The 14,003-nt window shown below is 65.9% G+C and carries 16 protein-coding genes; 12 read left to right on the top strand and 4 right to left on the bottom strand.

The annotated features are described in order from the left end of the window. Positions 1 to 78 precede the first annotated feature (78 nt). The 5 genes from bchL (at position 79) to CKO33_RS05195 (ending at position 5,615) form a co-directional block, all read left to right on the top strand. A complete protein-coding gene (gene bchL, locus CKO33_RS05215; RefSeq protein WP_207146452.1) occupies positions 79 to 909 on the top strand; it encodes a ferredoxin:protochlorophyllide reductase (ATP-dependent) iron-sulfur ATP-binding protein in 831 nt (276 codons plus the stop codon). A gap of 90 nt (positions 910 to 999) precedes the next feature. Beyond that, positions 1,000 to 2,436: a BCD family MFS transporter gene (locus CKO33_RS05210; protein WP_200180001.1), complete on the top strand. Its 1,437-nt coding sequence runs from the start codon at positions 1,000 to 1,002 to the stop codon at positions 2,434 to 2,436. 355 nt (positions 2,437 to 2,791) lie between these two features. Then, positions 2,792 to 3,004, top strand: coding sequence for a light-harvesting antenna LH1, alpha subunit (gene pufA, locus CKO33_RS05205; RefSeq protein ID WP_090484161.1), 213 nt, complete (start codon positions 2,792 to 2,794; stop codon positions 3,002 to 3,004). A gap of 14 nt (positions 3,005 to 3,018) precedes the next feature. Then, positions 3,019 to 3,159 carry a light-harvesting antenna LH1, beta subunit gene (gene pufB / locus CKO33_RS05200; RefSeq protein ID WP_063464715.1) on the top strand — a complete coding sequence of 47 codons (141 nt, stop codon included), beginning with the start codon at positions 3,019 to 3,021 and terminating at the stop codon, positions 3,157 to 3,159. Positions 3,160 to 3,557: 398 nt separating this feature from the next. Further along, positions 3,558 to 5,615, top strand: coding sequence for an ATP-binding protein (locus tag CKO33_RS05195; RefSeq protein ID WP_200179999.1), 2,058 nt, complete (start codon positions 3,558 to 3,560; stop codon positions 5,613 to 5,615). Here the strand turns inward: CKO33_RS05195 and CKO33_RS05190 are convergent. The 4 genes from CKO33_RS05190 to flgA form a co-directional block, all read right to left on the bottom strand. Further along, a complete protein-coding gene (locus tag CKO33_RS05190; RefSeq protein WP_200179997.1) occupies positions 5,603 to 6,337 on the bottom strand; it encodes a flagellar brake protein in 735 nt (244 codons plus the stop codon). The genes CKO33_RS05195 and CKO33_RS05190 overlap by 13 nt on opposite strands. 173 nt (positions 6,338 to 6,510) lie before the next feature. Continuing rightward, positions 6,511 to 6,996, bottom strand: coding sequence for a flagella synthesis protein FlgN (locus CKO33_RS05185; RefSeq protein ID WP_200179990.1), 486 nt, complete (start codon positions 6,994 to 6,996; stop codon positions 6,511 to 6,513). A 3-nt stretch (positions 6,997 to 6,999) separates the two neighbouring features. Further along, the gene (gene flgM, locus CKO33_RS05180; protein WP_200179988.1) at positions 7,000 to 7,308 is read right to left on the bottom strand and encodes a flagellar biosynthesis anti-sigma factor FlgM; all 309 of its coding nucleotides are present in this window, start codon (positions 7,306 to 7,308) and stop codon (positions 7,000 to 7,002) included. Between the two features lie 91 nt (positions 7,309 to 7,399). Further along, the gene (gene flgA, locus CKO33_RS05175; protein ID WP_200179987.1) at positions 7,400 to 8,140 is read right to left on the bottom strand and encodes a flagellar basal body P-ring formation chaperone FlgA; all 741 of its coding nucleotides are present in this window, start codon (positions 8,138 to 8,140) and stop codon (positions 7,400 to 7,402) included. 221 nt (positions 8,141 to 8,361) lie between these two features. Between flgA and CKO33_RS05170 the strand changes: the two genes are divergently transcribed. The 7 genes from CKO33_RS05170 to flgF all read left to right on the top strand — a co-directional run bounded on the left by CKO33_RS05170 (position 8,362) and on the right by flgF (position 13,985). Further along, complete coding sequence (locus tag CKO33_RS05170) at positions 8,362 to 9,288, top strand: chemotaxis protein (protein WP_200179985.1); 927 nt, start codon at positions 8,362 to 8,364, stop codon at positions 9,286 to 9,288. A 60-nt stretch (positions 9,289 to 9,348) separates the two neighbouring features. After that, positions 9,349 to 10,191 (top strand): CheR family methyltransferase, encoded by an 843-nt coding sequence (locus CKO33_RS05165; protein ID WP_200179983.1) that lies wholly within the window; start codon positions 9,349 to 9,351, stop codon positions 10,189 to 10,191. A gap of 213 nt (positions 10,192 to 10,404) precedes the next feature. Beyond that, on the top strand, positions 10,405 to 10,803 hold the full coding sequence (gene flgB, locus CKO33_RS05160; RefSeq protein ID WP_200179980.1) for a flagellar basal body rod protein FlgB: 399 nt from the start codon (positions 10,405 to 10,407) through the stop codon (positions 10,801 to 10,803). 18 nt (positions 10,804 to 10,821) lie between these two features. Then, positions 10,822 to 11,262: a flagellar basal body rod protein FlgC gene (gene flgC, locus CKO33_RS05155; protein WP_200179978.1), complete on the top strand. Its 441-nt coding sequence runs from the start codon at positions 10,822 to 10,824 to the stop codon at positions 11,260 to 11,262. 11 nt (positions 11,263 to 11,273) lie between these two features. Next, entirely contained in the window at positions 11,274 to 11,954 is a 681-nt protein-coding gene (locus CKO33_RS13810) for a flagellar hook assembly protein FlgD (RefSeq protein WP_200179976.1), read from the top strand. A gap of 35 nt (positions 11,955 to 11,989) precedes the next feature. Next, positions 11,990 to 13,231: a flagellar hook protein FlgE gene (flgE, locus tag CKO33_RS05145; protein WP_200179974.1), complete on the top strand. Its 1,242-nt coding sequence runs from the start codon at positions 11,990 to 11,992 to the stop codon at positions 13,229 to 13,231. 13 nt (positions 13,232 to 13,244) lie between these two features. Next, a complete protein-coding gene (gene flgF / locus CKO33_RS05140) occupies positions 13,245 to 13,985 on the top strand; it encodes a flagellar basal-body rod protein FlgF (RefSeq protein WP_200179972.1) in 741 nt (246 codons plus the stop codon). Positions 13,986 to 14,003 lie beyond the last annotated feature (18 nt).

Here is a 14,003-nt window from a genome sequence, read left to right as displayed (position 1 = left end):
GGAGACGACGGTGTGACTTCCAGTTGCAACACAGACTGCACGACCCCCCCGGACGGTGAGGGCAGCGTTCAGGTGTCCATGGATACCCGCATCCCGGAGGGCAGGGCCCGGATCTTCGCCGTCTACGGCAAGGGCGGCATCGGCAAGAGCACCACGTCCTCCAACCTCTCGGCCGCCTTCTCCAAGCTGGGCAAGCGGGTGATCCAGATCGGCTGCGATCCCAAGCACGACTCCACCTTCACCCTCACCAAGCGCATGATTCCCACGGTGATCGACGTGCTGGAGTCGGTGAATTTCCACGAGGAGGAACTGCGGCCCGAGGACTTCGTCTTCGAGGGCTACAACGGGGTCCAGTGCGTCGAGGCCGGGGGGCCGCCCGCCGGCACCGGCTGCGGCGGCTACGTGGTGGGGCAGACGGTGAAGCTGCTCAAGCAGCACCACCTGCTGGAGGATGCGGACGTGGTGGTGTTCGACGTGCTGGGGGACGTGGTCTGCGGTGGCTTCGCCGCCCCCCTGCAGCATGCCCACCAGGCCCTGATCGTCACCGCCAATGACTTCGACTCCATCTTTGCCCTCAACCGCATCGCCGCGGCCATCGAGGTCAAGGCCAAGCATTATCCCGTGCGCATCGGCGGGGTCATCGCCAACCGCAGCGTGGAGACCGATGAGATCGACCGCTTCAACGACGCGGTGGGGCTGCAGCGGCTGGCCCACTTCCCGTTGCTGGACGTGATCCGCCGCAGCCGGCTGAAGAAGTCCACCGTCTTCGAGATGGATCCGGAACCGGAACTGGAGGCCGCGCAGCAGGAATACCTGCGCCTGGCGCAGAGCCTCCTGGACGGGGTGGAGTCGCAGCGGGCCACCCCCATGAAGGACCGCGATATCTTCGATTTCCTGGGATTTGCCTGATGTCACCCCGGGGGAGGGGATACGGCAGCGGGGCGGTCGCCCCGGGCGATTTCACGGGCACGACGAGCTTAAGGTGGGAGGAGAACGGTCATGGGTAAAAAGGGCGCTGGCGCATTCATGGGGCTGATCAACCGCTTCGGTCCCAGCATCCTGCCCTTCGCGGATGCCGCCACCGAGGAACTGCCCCTGCAGCGGCTGCTGCGGCTGGCCCTGTTCCAGGTCTCGGTGGGCATGTCCATGGTGCTGCTCACCGGCACCCTGAACCGGGTGATGGTGGTGGAACTGGGGGTCTCCGCCTGGCTGGTGGCGGTCATGGTGGCCCTGCCCATCACCTTTGCCCCCTTGCGGGCCTTGCTGGGACACCGCTCGGACAACCACAAATCGGCCTTTGGCTGGCGACGGGTGCCCTATCTCTGGATGGGGACCCTGTTGCAGTTCGCGGGCCTGGCCATCATGCCCTTTGCCCTGCTGGTCCTCTCCGAGGGCAGCGGACCCTTCTTCCTCGGCCCCCTGGCGGCGGCCCTGGCCTTCCTGCTGGTGGGGGCGGGCATGCACACCACCCAGACCGCCGGTCTCGCCCTGGCCACGGACCTGGCCGCGCCGGAGCAGCGGCCCCGGGTGGTGGCCCTGCTGTATGTCATCCTGCTGGTGGGCATGCTCCTGGCCTCGGCGGTCTTCGGCCTGCTGCTGCGGGACTACACCCCCGGACGGCTCATCGAGGTCCTCCAGGGGGCGGCGGTGGTCACCATCGGTCTCAATCTCCTGGCCCTGTGGAAGCAGGAGGCGGTGAACCACGAACGGGCCAAGGCGCGCCATGAACCGGCCGTGCCCTTCCTGGAGGCCTGGCGTTCCTTCAGTTCCCATGGCCAGATCCGTCGCCTGCTGGTGGTGATCGGCCTGGGTACCCTGGGGCTGAACATGCAGGACATCCTCCTGGAACCCTACGGGGGCGAGATCCTGGGGATGTCCGTCTCCGCCACCACCACCCTCACGGCCCTGTGGGCGGCGGGGATGCTGGCGGCCTTCTCCCTGGCGGCCTACCAGCTTACCCGGGGTGCCGATCCCTACCGGGTGGCGGCCCTGGGGGCGCTCATCGGGGTGGGGGCCTTCTTCATCGTGGTGGCGGCGGTCCCCCTGGAGTCCACCCTCATCTTCCGCCTGGGAACCGGTCTCATCGGATTCGGCGGTGGCCTGTTCGCGGTGGCCACCCTGCTGGCCATGATGGCCTTTGCCCAGGGGGATCAGAGCGGTATGGCCGTGGGGGCCTGGGGGGCGGTGCAGGCCACCGCCGCCGGGGCCGCCATGGCCCTGGGGGGCATCCTGCGCGATCTGGTCGGGCTGTTCGCCGGCTGGGGGCTCTTCGGGGAGGGGCTGTCCGGGGCCGCCACGGGGTACCTTGCGGTCTATTACCTGGAGATCGGTCTGCTGGTGGCGGCCCTGGTGATGATGGTGCCGTTGCTGCGCGAGGGTGGGCCCCGCCACGGCGGATCCTCCCGCTTTGGCATCTCCGATTTCCCCGGTGCCTGAAGGGCGGGGGGAGGAAATCATGATCTGGGTCAGAAAAAAACCGGATGTCCGGGGGGTTGACCTGTGGTATCCGGTGGGTATGGAGCCATCTTATTGAAAATAATGAGTTTATCGGGGTGATTCACGCCGTTGTCATTGCTTGACATTTGGCCTTGTCAACGTAGACTTACAACCCGACGACAGGCACGGTCATTGGGCCGACGCAGGGAGTACAAGGTTCAATCGCACGGGCAGGCAGATCGCCCGGGCAACCGTGAAGAAACAGTTCAGTTCCACCCCTGGTGGCCACGTGGCCATGCAGGGATGAGCACCATCGGGTCTGCGGACCCGGATTCAAAAAAAGAGGGTAATTTCCATGAGCGAGTACAGACCGAGCAAGCCGAGCAATCCCCGTGACGACTGGAAGCTGTGGCTGGTGGTGAACCCCGGCACCTGGCTGATGCCCATCCTGATGGCCGTTCTGGTTGTCGCCCTGGCCGTGCACGCCTTCGTGTACAGCAACGACAACTACAACCCCCTGACCTACGACGCTTCCGCGGCTGCCGCTGAAGAATCCGCTTCCGAGTAACGGAGGAATAGAACATGAATGAAAACAGCATCTCCGGTCTGAGCGAAGAACAGGCCAAGGAATTCCACGAGCAGTTCAAGACCACCTTCACGGTGTTCATGGTCCTGGCTGCCGCTGCGCACTTCCTGGTGTTCCTGTGGAGACCCTTCTACTAAGGTCTTCTCCACTGCGCCATTGACGCAGTGACCACGGCAGGGGGCCAACTGAGGCAACATCATCATGGGCAAGACTTTTCCAGAGACGCGCCCGTTGGTTGTCCAGAAGGCCTTCCTGCCGTTTTTGATTCATTCCAAATTCATTATTGATCATTTTGATCGGCTTTGGCAACCGTCCGGGCTGCCAGGCAGGATCCCCTCCCTCCAATCTTCGGTCACGCCTGATCCACGGCGGTGGGACCTCTTCAACCCATGATCCTCCCGGCCCCGAACCGGGACACGTCAGGCACCACGGAATGGGAGATGCGGGCCGCCAAGAGGGCAGGCCGGCCTTCTCCACGGACCCCGCACGGCAGGCGGGTCGTCGCCTCCAGCCCTTCCCACCAGAAGCGTCCCTGATGGCCTCTTCGCTGGATCAGTCCCCCCAGGCCCTGGTCACCGCCATCACCTCGGCGGCCCGGGATGCCATCGTCATGATGGATGCCCACGGACGCATCGCCTTCTGGAATCCTGCCGCTGAATCCCTGCTGGGGTACCGGGCCGAGGAGGTCCTGGGCCGGGAACTCCACGCCTGCATCACGCCCCATGGGGTCTCCGATGGCATGCAAACCTCCCTGGAGCGCTTCTTTCGGGGCGGCACCGGCGCCAGCGTGGGCCGTACGGTGGAGGTGCAGGCCCGGCATCGGGACGGTTCATTCATGATCATGGAGCTGTCCCTGTCCGCCTTCCCCTCCGAGGAGGGCTGGCACGCCGTGGGGATCCTGCGGGATCTGGGGAGACGCAAGCGCACCGAGGCGCGCCTGATGCGTCTGAACGATTGTCTGGCCCGTCTGGGGCCTGATTATCGTGACAACATCGCGAGTATCACCCGGGTCTGCGGCGAACTCCTGGAGAGCGACGCCGCCATCTACCACCGGCTGGAGGGGGATCGGCTCTGCGCCCTCGGGGGCTGGCGGACCCCGGAGGACATGCCCACCGAGGACGAGCCCGAGGGGCATGTCTGCTACGACATGATCCGTGGTGTCCACGGGGATCTCTATGTCGCCCCCGATCTGGCCCGGACCTGCTATGCCCGAACTGATCCCTATGTGCGCCGTTATGACCTGAGGGCCTACCTCGGCCATGTGGTGCGTTGTGGCGACACCCCGGTGGGTTCCCTGTGTGTGGTGTTCCGCAGCGAGTACACCCCCACGGAGGAGGACCGGCGGGTGGTGGGCATCCTGGCGGCGGCCCTGAGCGCTGAGGAGGGGCGTCACAAGGCGGTATGCCAGTGGATGCACGCCAAGGAGGAAGCGGAGCGGGCCAGCCGCGCCAAATCGGAGTTCCTTTCCCGCATGAGTCACGAGCTGCGCACCCCCATGAACGCCGTCCTGGGGTTCTCCCAGTTGCTGGAGGCGGATCCGGCGCTGGGGGGCGAACAGCGGGCCCATGTCCATGAGATCCTCCGCGGCGGTCGGCATCTGCTGGATCTGATCAACGAGGTGCTGGATCTCTCCCGGGTGGAGTCCGGACACCTGGAGTTGTCCATGGAGCCGGTGCCGCTGGCCGAGGTGGTGGACGAGTGCTTCACGCTGCTGGCCCCCCTGGCCCGGGAGGCGCGGGTGGATCTGCAGGTGCACACCCTGGACGCCGTGCTGGTGGCGGATCGGATCCGTCTCAAACAGGTGCTGATCAATCTGATCTCCAACGCCATCAAGTACAACCGGCCCGGCGGGTGGGTACAGGTCCGGCAGGAGTTCACCGGGGCCGACGCCGTGCGGGTGCAGGTGCGGGATACCGGTGCCGGTATCCCCGAGGGCCTGCGGGAGGAACTGTTCAAACCCTTTTCCCGGCTGCATGAACAGACCCATCCCGGTTCGGAGGGGACGGGCATCGGTCTGGCCATCTCCCAACGCCTGGTGGGGTTGATGCGGGGGGGCATGGGCCATGAGGCGGTGGAGGGTGGAGGGAGTTGCTTCTGGTTCGAGCTGCGCCAGGGCACATTATCCACTGTGGCGTCACAGCCGGGGGATGGGGGGGCCTCTGAGCGGCCCAGGCCGGAACCGTGGCCCTTCACCCTCCTGCACGTGGATGACAATCCCTCGAATCTGCGTCTGGTGGAACAGGCCCTGAGCCGCCGCCCCGCAGTGCGGGTGATCAGCGCCCCCTCGGCCGGCCTGGGGCTGGAACTGGCCGGGGTGCACCGCCCGGATCTCATCGTCCTGGATATCAATATGCCGGGTCTGAACGGCTATCAGGTACTGGAGCAACTGCGCGGGAATCCCACAACGGCCGCCATCCCCGTGGTGGCCCTCACCGCCAATGCCACGGAGCGGGACGTGGAACGGGGCCGTCGTGCCGGATTCGATGATTACCTGACCAAGCCCCTGGATCTGGAGCGTTTCCTGGGGGCGGTGGATACGCGCATGGCGTCCGCCGCTGGGGCCCGGAGGGGCTTCCCGGATCAGCCCGCCTGATGGTGTTCCCGCTCCAGACGCAGGAGGACCCTCAGGAGGCGCTGCGCCTCCGCTTCCTCCAGATCGAAGAAGCGCCCGCCCAGCAGCATCCCCCCCCTGTGCGCATCCTGCCGGGCGAAGCGCACCTGGAGGCCGCAGGTGATGGGGGGTTCTCCGGGTAGGGCCAGGTCTTTCACCTGAAGCAGGTCTCCACGACCCACGGGGGGCTCGCCGGGGAGCAGGGCGCGCAGCCCTCCCAGGGACAGGTCATCCAGATAGCCGGGGTATTCGCTGCCGTCCCGGTCCTGCACGGTCAGCTCCACCGGGGACCGCCCGGCCATATGGGTGCGGAAATGGAGACGTTTTTGTGCTTCGTCCATCGTCTCGGGGATCGCCACCACATAGAAGGCGGCATCGTCATGCTCGCCGGTGTGCAGGACCGGACTTTGGAAGTGCAGGGGGCGGCCATCGATCGTGGTGTAGATCTGCATGATCCGCCCGGGGGCGACCCGCAGATGCCCCTGGTAGGGGGTCAGTTCCTCGAGGAAGAGCCAACCGTGTCCGGGGTCCAGGCGGAGCAGCCGGGTGGAGAAGAATTCCGGCTCGCTGTCCAGGCGCACGTGCAGGGACGTTTGCCGGGCCTCCAGTTCGCGCAGTCGGATGAGGATGGTATCGGGTTCCCCATGGGGGTGCCCATGTTTGCTGGGCGGGGTGCCCGGATCGGCCGTCGGGGTCTGTAGCATGGCACCGGACCTCTCGATTGCTCGGGCCGTGGCCCGGGTGGGATGGGCCATCGATGGCCGTAGGCCAATGCGCTTCGGGGGTTCGAAGCGTACGCGCACTCACCCGGACATGCCGGCCCGTTCCATGTGCTCCTGTAATAAGGTTAGCACATGGAACGGGAAGGGGAGGGGGATCAGGCCTTGGTGATGCTCTGGGAGGAGGCGGTGGAGAAGGTGCGCCCCCGGGGGTCGTAGAGTTCGGTGCGGGTATCGCCGCCGCTGCGCAGGATGTGGATGGCCTGATCCACGCGGCGTCGGGCGGTTTCCACCACGCCCCCGTTCACCTGGTTCAGTTGCCGGCAGTGATGCATGATCTCCGTCAGGCGTTGCCACAGGGGCTGCAGGACCCCTTCCTCGTCCCAGTCCCGCAGGCAGCGTTCCATGCCCTGGGCGTCGGCGCTGTACCCCTCCCGGGCGAGCAATTGGGTCTGCTCCTGGGTCAGGGCCTCCAGCTGCCGTACCCGTTCCTGTTTCTCGGTCACGGCGGCGTCCATCCCGTCCAGGTCGCGGCTCGAGAGGGCCGCGCTTTCACGCTGCAGGGCGGATTCCAGGGCACCCGCGTGACGCAGCGAGTCGCCCAGGATCCGCTCCAGCCGCTGGGGGAGGGTTTCGGCGCCCATGGATCAGATCATCCGCTCGGCGTTCATGATCTTTTCCGCCACTGCGCGGGCGTCCACTTCGTAGCGCCCTTCGGCGATGGCCTGGCGCAGGGCCTCCACGCGCTCGCTGTTCACCTCCGGCTGGGCGGTGGCGCTCTGTTCCAGATCGCTCAGACGGCGGGCCGTCTCCGTCAGGGTGACCTTGTCGCCGGGACCCGCGGGGGTGCTGCCCCCCGCATTCCCCCGGCCACCCCGGGGCGCTTCGGGGGTGTTGCGGGCATCCCCCGCACCCCGCGCCTGGGGCTGGTTCAGGTTTTTGATTTCGATGGACATTTCCATTCCTCGCAAAAACAATTCAAGGCGTTCACTATGGCCTTTATCGGCATGGGGGCCGCTTCCTTTAGGAAATGCCGTGGGATGCACGTCACATCGTAACACCCACGACCCCGCTGGACAGTACCCGTCCCTCCACCACCCGGCCGGAGGAGAGATTGCGCACCCGCACCCGTTCACCATAGGCGCCATCCCCCAGGGCCTCTCCGCGGACGCGCACGCTGATCGCAGGGTTTTGGGCCATGAGGGTCACCTTCTGTCCCCGGTGCACCAGTTGCCGTGGCTCCACCAGCTGCGGTGTGAGCACCGTACCCGCCTGCAGGGAGCGTCTCAGCACCATGCCCTGGACCCGCTGCGGGTCCACGAGATAGCCGCTGTGCAGGCCGTCCAGGTCGCGGCGTTCCAGGCGAACGTCGTCCCGGGAAAGGACCGTGTCCCGGGGCAGTGGGCGACGGCTCACCAGCACCTCCCCGGAGACCCGGACCTCCATGGGGACGAACAGGCGCCATGGGGCCGGCCCGCCACAGCGTACGCCCACCGTGGTGTTGCCCATGAGGCGGGCCCCGGGGGGAAGGCTCGCCTGCAGGGGTTCGCCGCAGGCCCTGAGGCGCAGTCGCGGGTCGAGACGGCCGGGCACGACCCGGACCTGTACCCCCGCGCCGTGGTGATCCTGCGCCACTTCCTGCAGGTACGCCCGTGCCGCCGCCTGAATGGCGGCATGATCCTGGATCCCCGGAGCGTTCCCGGCGGCGGATCCGGCCGTCGGCGACAGCAGCACGAGGATCAGGGCGAGAAAGAATCCCTGGCGGCAAGGGACGCGCTGTTGTTTCATAATAGACCTCGCAACAAGGGTTCGCGAATCCGCAGGGCGGTGGTGTTCTCCGGGGTGACGGGAAACCGGCGCGCCCGATCCGTTTTCGAAGGTTTTGCAATATTGATGCCGGATTCAGGGTCAAGGACCCGGGGGATCCGCCGATACAACCGGTCAGCCCCTGCACACGGGGCGATCATCACCCGGGAACCGCGGATCCCGGGTGTCCGCGGGAGGGGCCGATGAGTGATCTTCTGGAAGACGTCAACCGCCGCACCCAGATGGTGGGGCAGAACCGGCTGGAACTGCTGTTGTTCTCCCTGGGAACGCGACAGATGTTCGCCATCAATGTCTTCAAGGTGCGCGAGGTCATCACCTGTCCTCCCCTGAGTCGCATGCCCAGGGCCCATCCCATCGTGCGGGGTGTGGCCACCCTGCGCGGACAGACCGTTTCGGTGGTGGATCTGGCCCGTGCCATCGGCATGAACGCCCCGGAGCCCGACAAGGGCTTTGTCATCCTCACCGAGTTCAATCGCTCGGTGCAGGGGCTGCTGGTGGCCGGGGTGGACCGCATCATCAACCTGAACTGGGACCAGATCCGCCCGCCGCCGCGGGGGACCCACAAGGACAGTTTCCTGACGGCCGTCACCCAGGTGGATGATCGGCTGGTGGAGATCATCGATGTGGAGAAGGTCCTGGAGATGGTCACCGGCCCCTCCAAGGATGTGGACGCGTCCCTGGCGGCCCGGGCCGGTGAGGGGGGGCGCGTGCCCAGGGCCCTGGTGGCGGACGACTCGGCGGTGGCCCGCAAACAGGTGGTGCGGGCCCTGGAGCAGATCGGGGTGGAGTCCGTGGTGGTGAACGACGGACGCCAGGCCCTGGAGGCCCTGCAGGAGATGGCCCAACAGGGCCCCATCGATGACCAGATCGGCATGGTCATCTCGGACATCGAGATGCCGGAGATGGATGGCTACACCCTTTCCTCGGAAATACGGCGCATCCCGGAGTTGTCGGGGGTGTATATCCTGTTGCATTCTTCCCTGAGCGGGACCTTCAATGAGAGTCTGGTGAAACGGGCCGGGGCCAACCGGTTCCTTCCCAAGTTCAGTCCGGATGAGCTGGCCGAGGCGGTGCTGGAATGCCTGCGCTCGGGCGAAACGGACGCCTGAGGCCGGACGGGGCGCTGCCCTCGGAGCCCGCAACCTTCAAACAGAACAAGCAGGATCACCTTGACCCCCAACCCCATCGAGCCCCAGGACTACGAGGATTTCCGGAAATTCCTGGAGAGGTCCTGCGGCCTCGTCCTGGGGGATAACAAGCACTACCTGGTCACCAGTCGGCTCTCCCGGCTGATGAAGGAATTCTCCGTGGATTCCGTGAGCGAACTGCTGCGGATGCTCCGTCGTGGGGGTAATGCCGCCCTGCGGGAGCGGGTCATCGAGGCGATGACCACCAATGAGACCTACTGGTTCCGGGATGTCTTCCCCTTCGAGATCCTCAAGAGCCGCGTCTATCCCGAGCTGGCCCGCCGCAAGGGCAATGCCCCGGTACGCATCTGGTGCGCCGCCTGTTCCTCCGGCCAGGAACCCTACTCCGTGAGCATGGCCACCAGTGAGTACCTCCAGGCCCATCCCGGAACCCTGCGGGATGTGCAGATCCTGGGGACCGATATCTCCGCGGCCGTGCTCGCCGATGCCAAGGAAGCCGCCTATGACGCCCTTTCCGTGGCCCGCGGTCTCTCCCTGGAGCGGCGCAGCCGTTTTTTTGTGCAAAAGGGGGACCGCTGGGAGGTGCGCCCGGAGATCCGTAACCGGGTGAGCTTCCGGGAGTTCAACCTGCTGGACCAGTACACGGCCCTGGGGCGGTTCGATATCGTCTTCTGCCGTAACGTGCTGATCTACTTCTCCGTGGAATCCAAGAAGCTGATCCTGCAGCGCATCGCCCAGGTGCTCAATCCCGGCGGCTATCTCTTCCTCGGGGCCTCGGAATCCATGACCAACTATTCCGATGCCTTCGAGATGGTGCGTTGCAATCCCGGCGTGGTCTACCGCCTCAAGGACAAGGACCGCTGACCACGGCACCCGCGCCCGCAGCCTTCCGCGGCAATCCGTCAAGAATCCGTCTTTTCCCTCCCCGGTGCCCGGTTCCCGGCGGTGAAAGTTTGCCGCATGGGGCCTTCCCATCGGCACCTTCCAGTCTTCAAGTCACTGAGCGATAAGCCATTCCAAGGGATGGCACAGGGCTTGCAATTCGATCGGCAAGAGGAATTCTTGAGGTCGAAGACCATGCCCCTTTCATTCCAAGACGCCCTTGGCATCCATGAACAGGCCCTGCAGGTCCGTTCCCGGCGCATGGAGCTGCTGTCCTCCAATATCGCCAACGCCGACACCCCCCACTACAAGGCGCGGGACCTGGATTTCCGCCAGGCCCTGGAGGAGGCGGATACCTCGGGGGCCCTGCATCTGCGTACCACCCATGCCACCCACATCCATGCCGAGGGGCAGGGCGGTCCCGGTGAGGCCCTCTACCGCGTCCCCACCCAGCCGTCTTTGGATGGCAACACGGTGGACCCCCAGCTGGAGCAGGCGGCCTTCGCGGAGAACGCCGTGCAGTATCAGGCCAGCCTGGACTTTCTCGGTGACAAGTTTGTCGGTCTGAAGAACGCCCTCAAGGGCGGTCAGTAGGCCGTGGAGGAGTGAATCATGAGCAACCTGTTCAAGGCCTTTGACGTTTCCGGGTCGGCCATGGCCGCCCAGTCGGTGCGCCTCAACACCATCGCCAGTAACATGGCCAATGCCCAGGTGGGCAGTCCCACCGCCGAGGGGGCGTACCGTTCCAAGCAGCCGGTGTTCCAGGCGGTGATGGAGCAGGTGAGCGCCGGCGCCGGAGCGGGCAGTAGCCAGCCCTCCAGCGCCTCGGTGCGGGTGGTGGACATCGTGGAGAGCGATGCCGAGCCCCGCCTGAAATACGAGCCCCATCATCCCCAGGCCAACGACGAGGGCTATGTCTACATGCCCAACGTCAACATGGTGGATGAGATGGCCAACATGATCTCCGCCTCCCGCAGCTACGAGAACAACGTGGAGGTGATGAATACCACCAAGCAACTGCTCCTGCGCACCCTGCAGATGGGACAGGGCTGAGGTAGACCGACATGAGCACCATCGATCCAAGTGTACTGCAGCGGCTGGGCCTCACCGGTTCCGCCGATGCACAGGAGACCAAGAACAGCCGCGGGGAACTGGGTCAGAAGGACTTTCTGAACATGATGATCACCCAGATGAAGAACCAGGATCCGTTCAAGCCCATGGAGAGTTCCGATTTCCTCGGGCAGATGGCCCAGTTCAGCACGGTGAACGGCATCACCGAGATGCAGCAGTCCTTCAAGGAGATCGCCGGTTCCATGCAGTCCAACCAGACCCTGCAGGCCGCCAGCCTGGTGGACCGGGAGGTGCTGGTGCCGGTGGATCTGGCCACCCTGGGTTCGGAAGGGGGCGTGGAAGGCGCGGTGGACCTGGAGCGTTCCGCCTCGGATGTCACCGTGGGTGTCTATGACACCGCCGGCAGTCTGGTGAAGCGCATCCCCCTGGGGGCCCAGCCCGGAGGACTGAGTACCTTCCACTGGGACGGGACCACCAACACCGGGGAGCGCGCCCCGGCGGGGATCTACGAATTCCGGGCCCAGGCCCAGGGGGAAGACGGCAATGTCCAGCCCCAGACCCTGCTCAATGCCCGGGTGAACAGTGTGCGCACCGGCCAGGGGAATGACGGGGTCATGCTCCAGGTGGATGGGTTCGGGGAGATCGGTCTCTCCGAGGTCCGCCGCATCGGCTGAAACGGTTCAAAACAGCATCCAGCGAGGAAACCACCATGCCTTTCAATATCGGATTGACCGGCCTCAACGCCGCCTCCCAGGACCTGGAGGTCACGGGCCACAACGTGGCCAACGCCTCCACGGCGGGGTTCAAGGGGTCCCGGGCGGAGTTCGCGGACGTCTTCGCCCTCTCCTACACCGGGGTGTCCAAGACGGCCACCGGCAGCGGGGTGCGTCTGGCGGACGTGGCCCAGCAGTTCACCCAGGGGGATATCGAGTACACGGACAACAACCTGGACCTGGCCATCAACGGTCAGGGCTTCTACATGGTGGAACGGGACGGGGTGGTGGAATACACCCGCGCCGGGCAGTTCAAGGTGGACAAGGAGGGGTACATCGTCAATTCCTCCGGTCAGCGCCTGCAGGGCTACCCGGCGGAGGGGGGCGTCACCCCCGAGGATATCCAGCTGACCACCGGGGAATCGGCACCCAAGGCCACCACCGCCATCGATGCCCTGGTGAACCTGAATTCGGACGCCGCGCCCCCCACGGATGATGCAGGGACCATTCTTGGGCCCGGGGACATCGATCCGGCGGATCCGGAGACCTATAACGACTCCACCTCCCTGACGGTGTACGACTCCCTGGGGGCGGAGCACGACCTGTCCCTGGTCTTCCAGCGGCAGGACCCGCCGGATTCCCGGCAGTGGCATGTGAAGGCCTACCTGGAAGGGAGCGAGGTGGGGGCTGCCGACCTGGAGTTCAATGCGGACGGTACCCTGAATGCCGGTGCCAGCACCCCGCTGACCATCACCGATCCCGGCCTGCCCAATGGGGCCACCCTCGGGGACGCCGCCGGCGAGATCGCCGTGGACTTTGGCGATTCCACCCAGTACGGCGACAAGTTCAGCGTCACCGAACTGGAGCAGGACGGCTATGCCACGGGCCAGCTGGTGGACGTGAGCGTGGAGTCCGACGGCACCGTGTTCGCCCGCTTCACCAACGGGGCCAACCGCGCCCTGGGCCAGGTGGCCCTGGCCAACTTCGACAATCCCCAGGGCCTGCAGCCCGTGGGGGGGACCAACTGGGCGGAGACCGCCGAGTCCGGCCAGCCCCTGCTGGGGCGGGCGGGGGATTCCAATTTCGGCCTGATCCAGGGCGGGGCCTACGAGGCCTCCAACGTGGACATCGCCGAGCAGCTGGTGAACCTGATCACGGCCCAGCGCAACTACCAGGCCAACGCCCAGGTGATCAGCACCGCCGACACCATCACCCAGACCATCATCAACATCCGGTAAGGGGTGAGACGCCATGGACCGCATGCTCTACATCGCCATGACCGGCGCCCGGGAGGCGGCGCATTCCCAGGAGGTGAACGCCCACAACCTGGCCAATGCCAACACCACTGCCTTCCGCCAGAGCCTGGAGAGCTTCGTCAACCACCCCATGCGGGGTCCGGTGTACGACAGCCGGGACTATGTGCAGCTCAAGGCGACGGAGGCGGACTTCACCCATGGCCCGCAGATCTCCACCGGCCGCAGCCTGGACGTGGCGGTGCAGGGGGAGGGCTGGATCGCGGTCCAGGGCCCCGATGGCAACGAGGCCTACACCCGTGCCGGCAACTTCAAGGTGGACAGCCTGGGGCTGCTCACCACCGGCGACGGACGGCCGGTCCTGGGGGATGACGGCCCCATTGCCATCCCCCCCTTCGAGAAGATCGAGATCGGCGGCGACGGCACCATCAGCGTGCGCCCCCTGGGGCAGGAGCCCAACGTCCTGGCCCAGGTGGGGCGGGTGAAGCTGGTCAATCCGGACAACGAGGCCATCTCCCGGGGCGAGGACGGCCTGTTCCGTCGTGACGACGGGGCGGTGGAACCGGCGGATGCCGGGGTCCGCCTGGCCTCCGGGGTGCTGGAGGGCAGCAACGTCAGCACCGTGGAGGCCATGGTGAACATGATCGAGCTGTCCCGCAATTTCGAGACCCAGGTCAAGCTCATGAAGACCGCGGACGATCTGGCCCGCTCCGGCTCGCAACTGCTGCGCCTGTCCTGAGGTACGGGCGCCGAGGAG

It is taken from the genome of Ectothiorhodospira mobilis, assembly GCF_016584115.1.
GTDB classification, from domain to species: Bacteria; Pseudomonadota; Gammaproteobacteria; order Ectothiorhodospirales; family Ectothiorhodospiraceae; genus Ectothiorhodospira; species Ectothiorhodospira mobilis.
This window is presented reverse-complemented; position numbering and strand designations above follow the sequence as displayed.

What these genes read in the sequence shown, in the direction of transcription:
- CKO33_RS05170 (WP_200179985.1), top strand. Translation starts at nt 8,362, where the DNA reads ATGAGTGATCTTCTGGAAGACGTCAACCGCCGCACCCAGATGGTGGGG.
- flgE (WP_200179974.1), top strand. Translation starts at nt 11,990, where the DNA reads ATGCCTTTCAATATCGGATTGACCGGCCTCAACGCCGCCTCCCAGGAC.
- CKO33_RS05195 (WP_200179999.1), top strand. Translation starts at nt 3,558, where the DNA reads ATGGCCTCTTCGCTGGATCAGTCCCCCCAGGCCCTGGTCACCGCCATC.
- flgM (WP_200179988.1), bottom strand. Translation starts at nt 7,308, where the DNA reads ATGTCCATCGAAATCAAAAACCTGAACCAGCCCCAGGCGCGGGGTGCG.
- flgC (WP_200179978.1), top strand. Translation starts at nt 10,822, where the DNA reads ATGAGCAACCTGTTCAAGGCCTTTGACGTTTCCGGGTCGGCCATGGCC.
- CKO33_RS05210 (WP_200180001.1), top strand. Translation starts at nt 1,000, where the DNA reads ATGGGTAAAAAGGGCGCTGGCGCATTCATGGGGCTGATCAACCGCTTC.
- CKO33_RS05185 (WP_200179990.1), bottom strand. Translation starts at nt 6,996, where the DNA reads ATGGGCGCCGAAACCCTCCCCCAGCGGCTGGAGCGGATCCTGGGCGAC.
- CKO33_RS05190 (WP_200179997.1), bottom strand. Translation starts at nt 6,337, where the DNA reads ATGCTACAGACCCCGACGGCCGATCCGGGCACCCCGCCCAGCAAACAT.
- flgB (WP_200179980.1), top strand. Translation starts at nt 10,405, where the DNA reads ATGCCCCTTTCATTCCAAGACGCCCTTGGCATCCATGAACAGGCCCTG.
- bchL (WP_207146452.1), top strand. Translation starts at nt 79, where the DNA reads ATGGATACCCGCATCCCGGAGGGCAGGGCCCGGATCTTCGCCGTCTAC.
- CKO33_RS13810 (WP_200179976.1), top strand. Translation starts at nt 11,274, where the DNA reads ATGAGCACCATCGATCCAAGTGTACTGCAGCGGCTGGGCCTCACCGGT.
- pufA (WP_090484161.1), top strand. Translation starts at nt 2,792, where the DNA reads ATGAGCGAGTACAGACCGAGCAAGCCGAGCAATCCCCGTGACGACTGG.
- pufB (WP_063464715.1), top strand. Translation starts at nt 3,019, where the DNA reads ATGAATGAAAACAGCATCTCCGGTCTGAGCGAAGAACAGGCCAAGGAA.
- flgA (WP_200179987.1), bottom strand. Translation starts at nt 8,140, where the DNA reads ATGAAACAACAGCGCGTCCCTTGCCGCCAGGGATTCTTTCTCGCCCTG.
- flgF (WP_200179972.1), top strand. Translation starts at nt 13,245, where the DNA reads ATGGACCGCATGCTCTACATCGCCATGACCGGCGCCCGGGAGGCGGCG.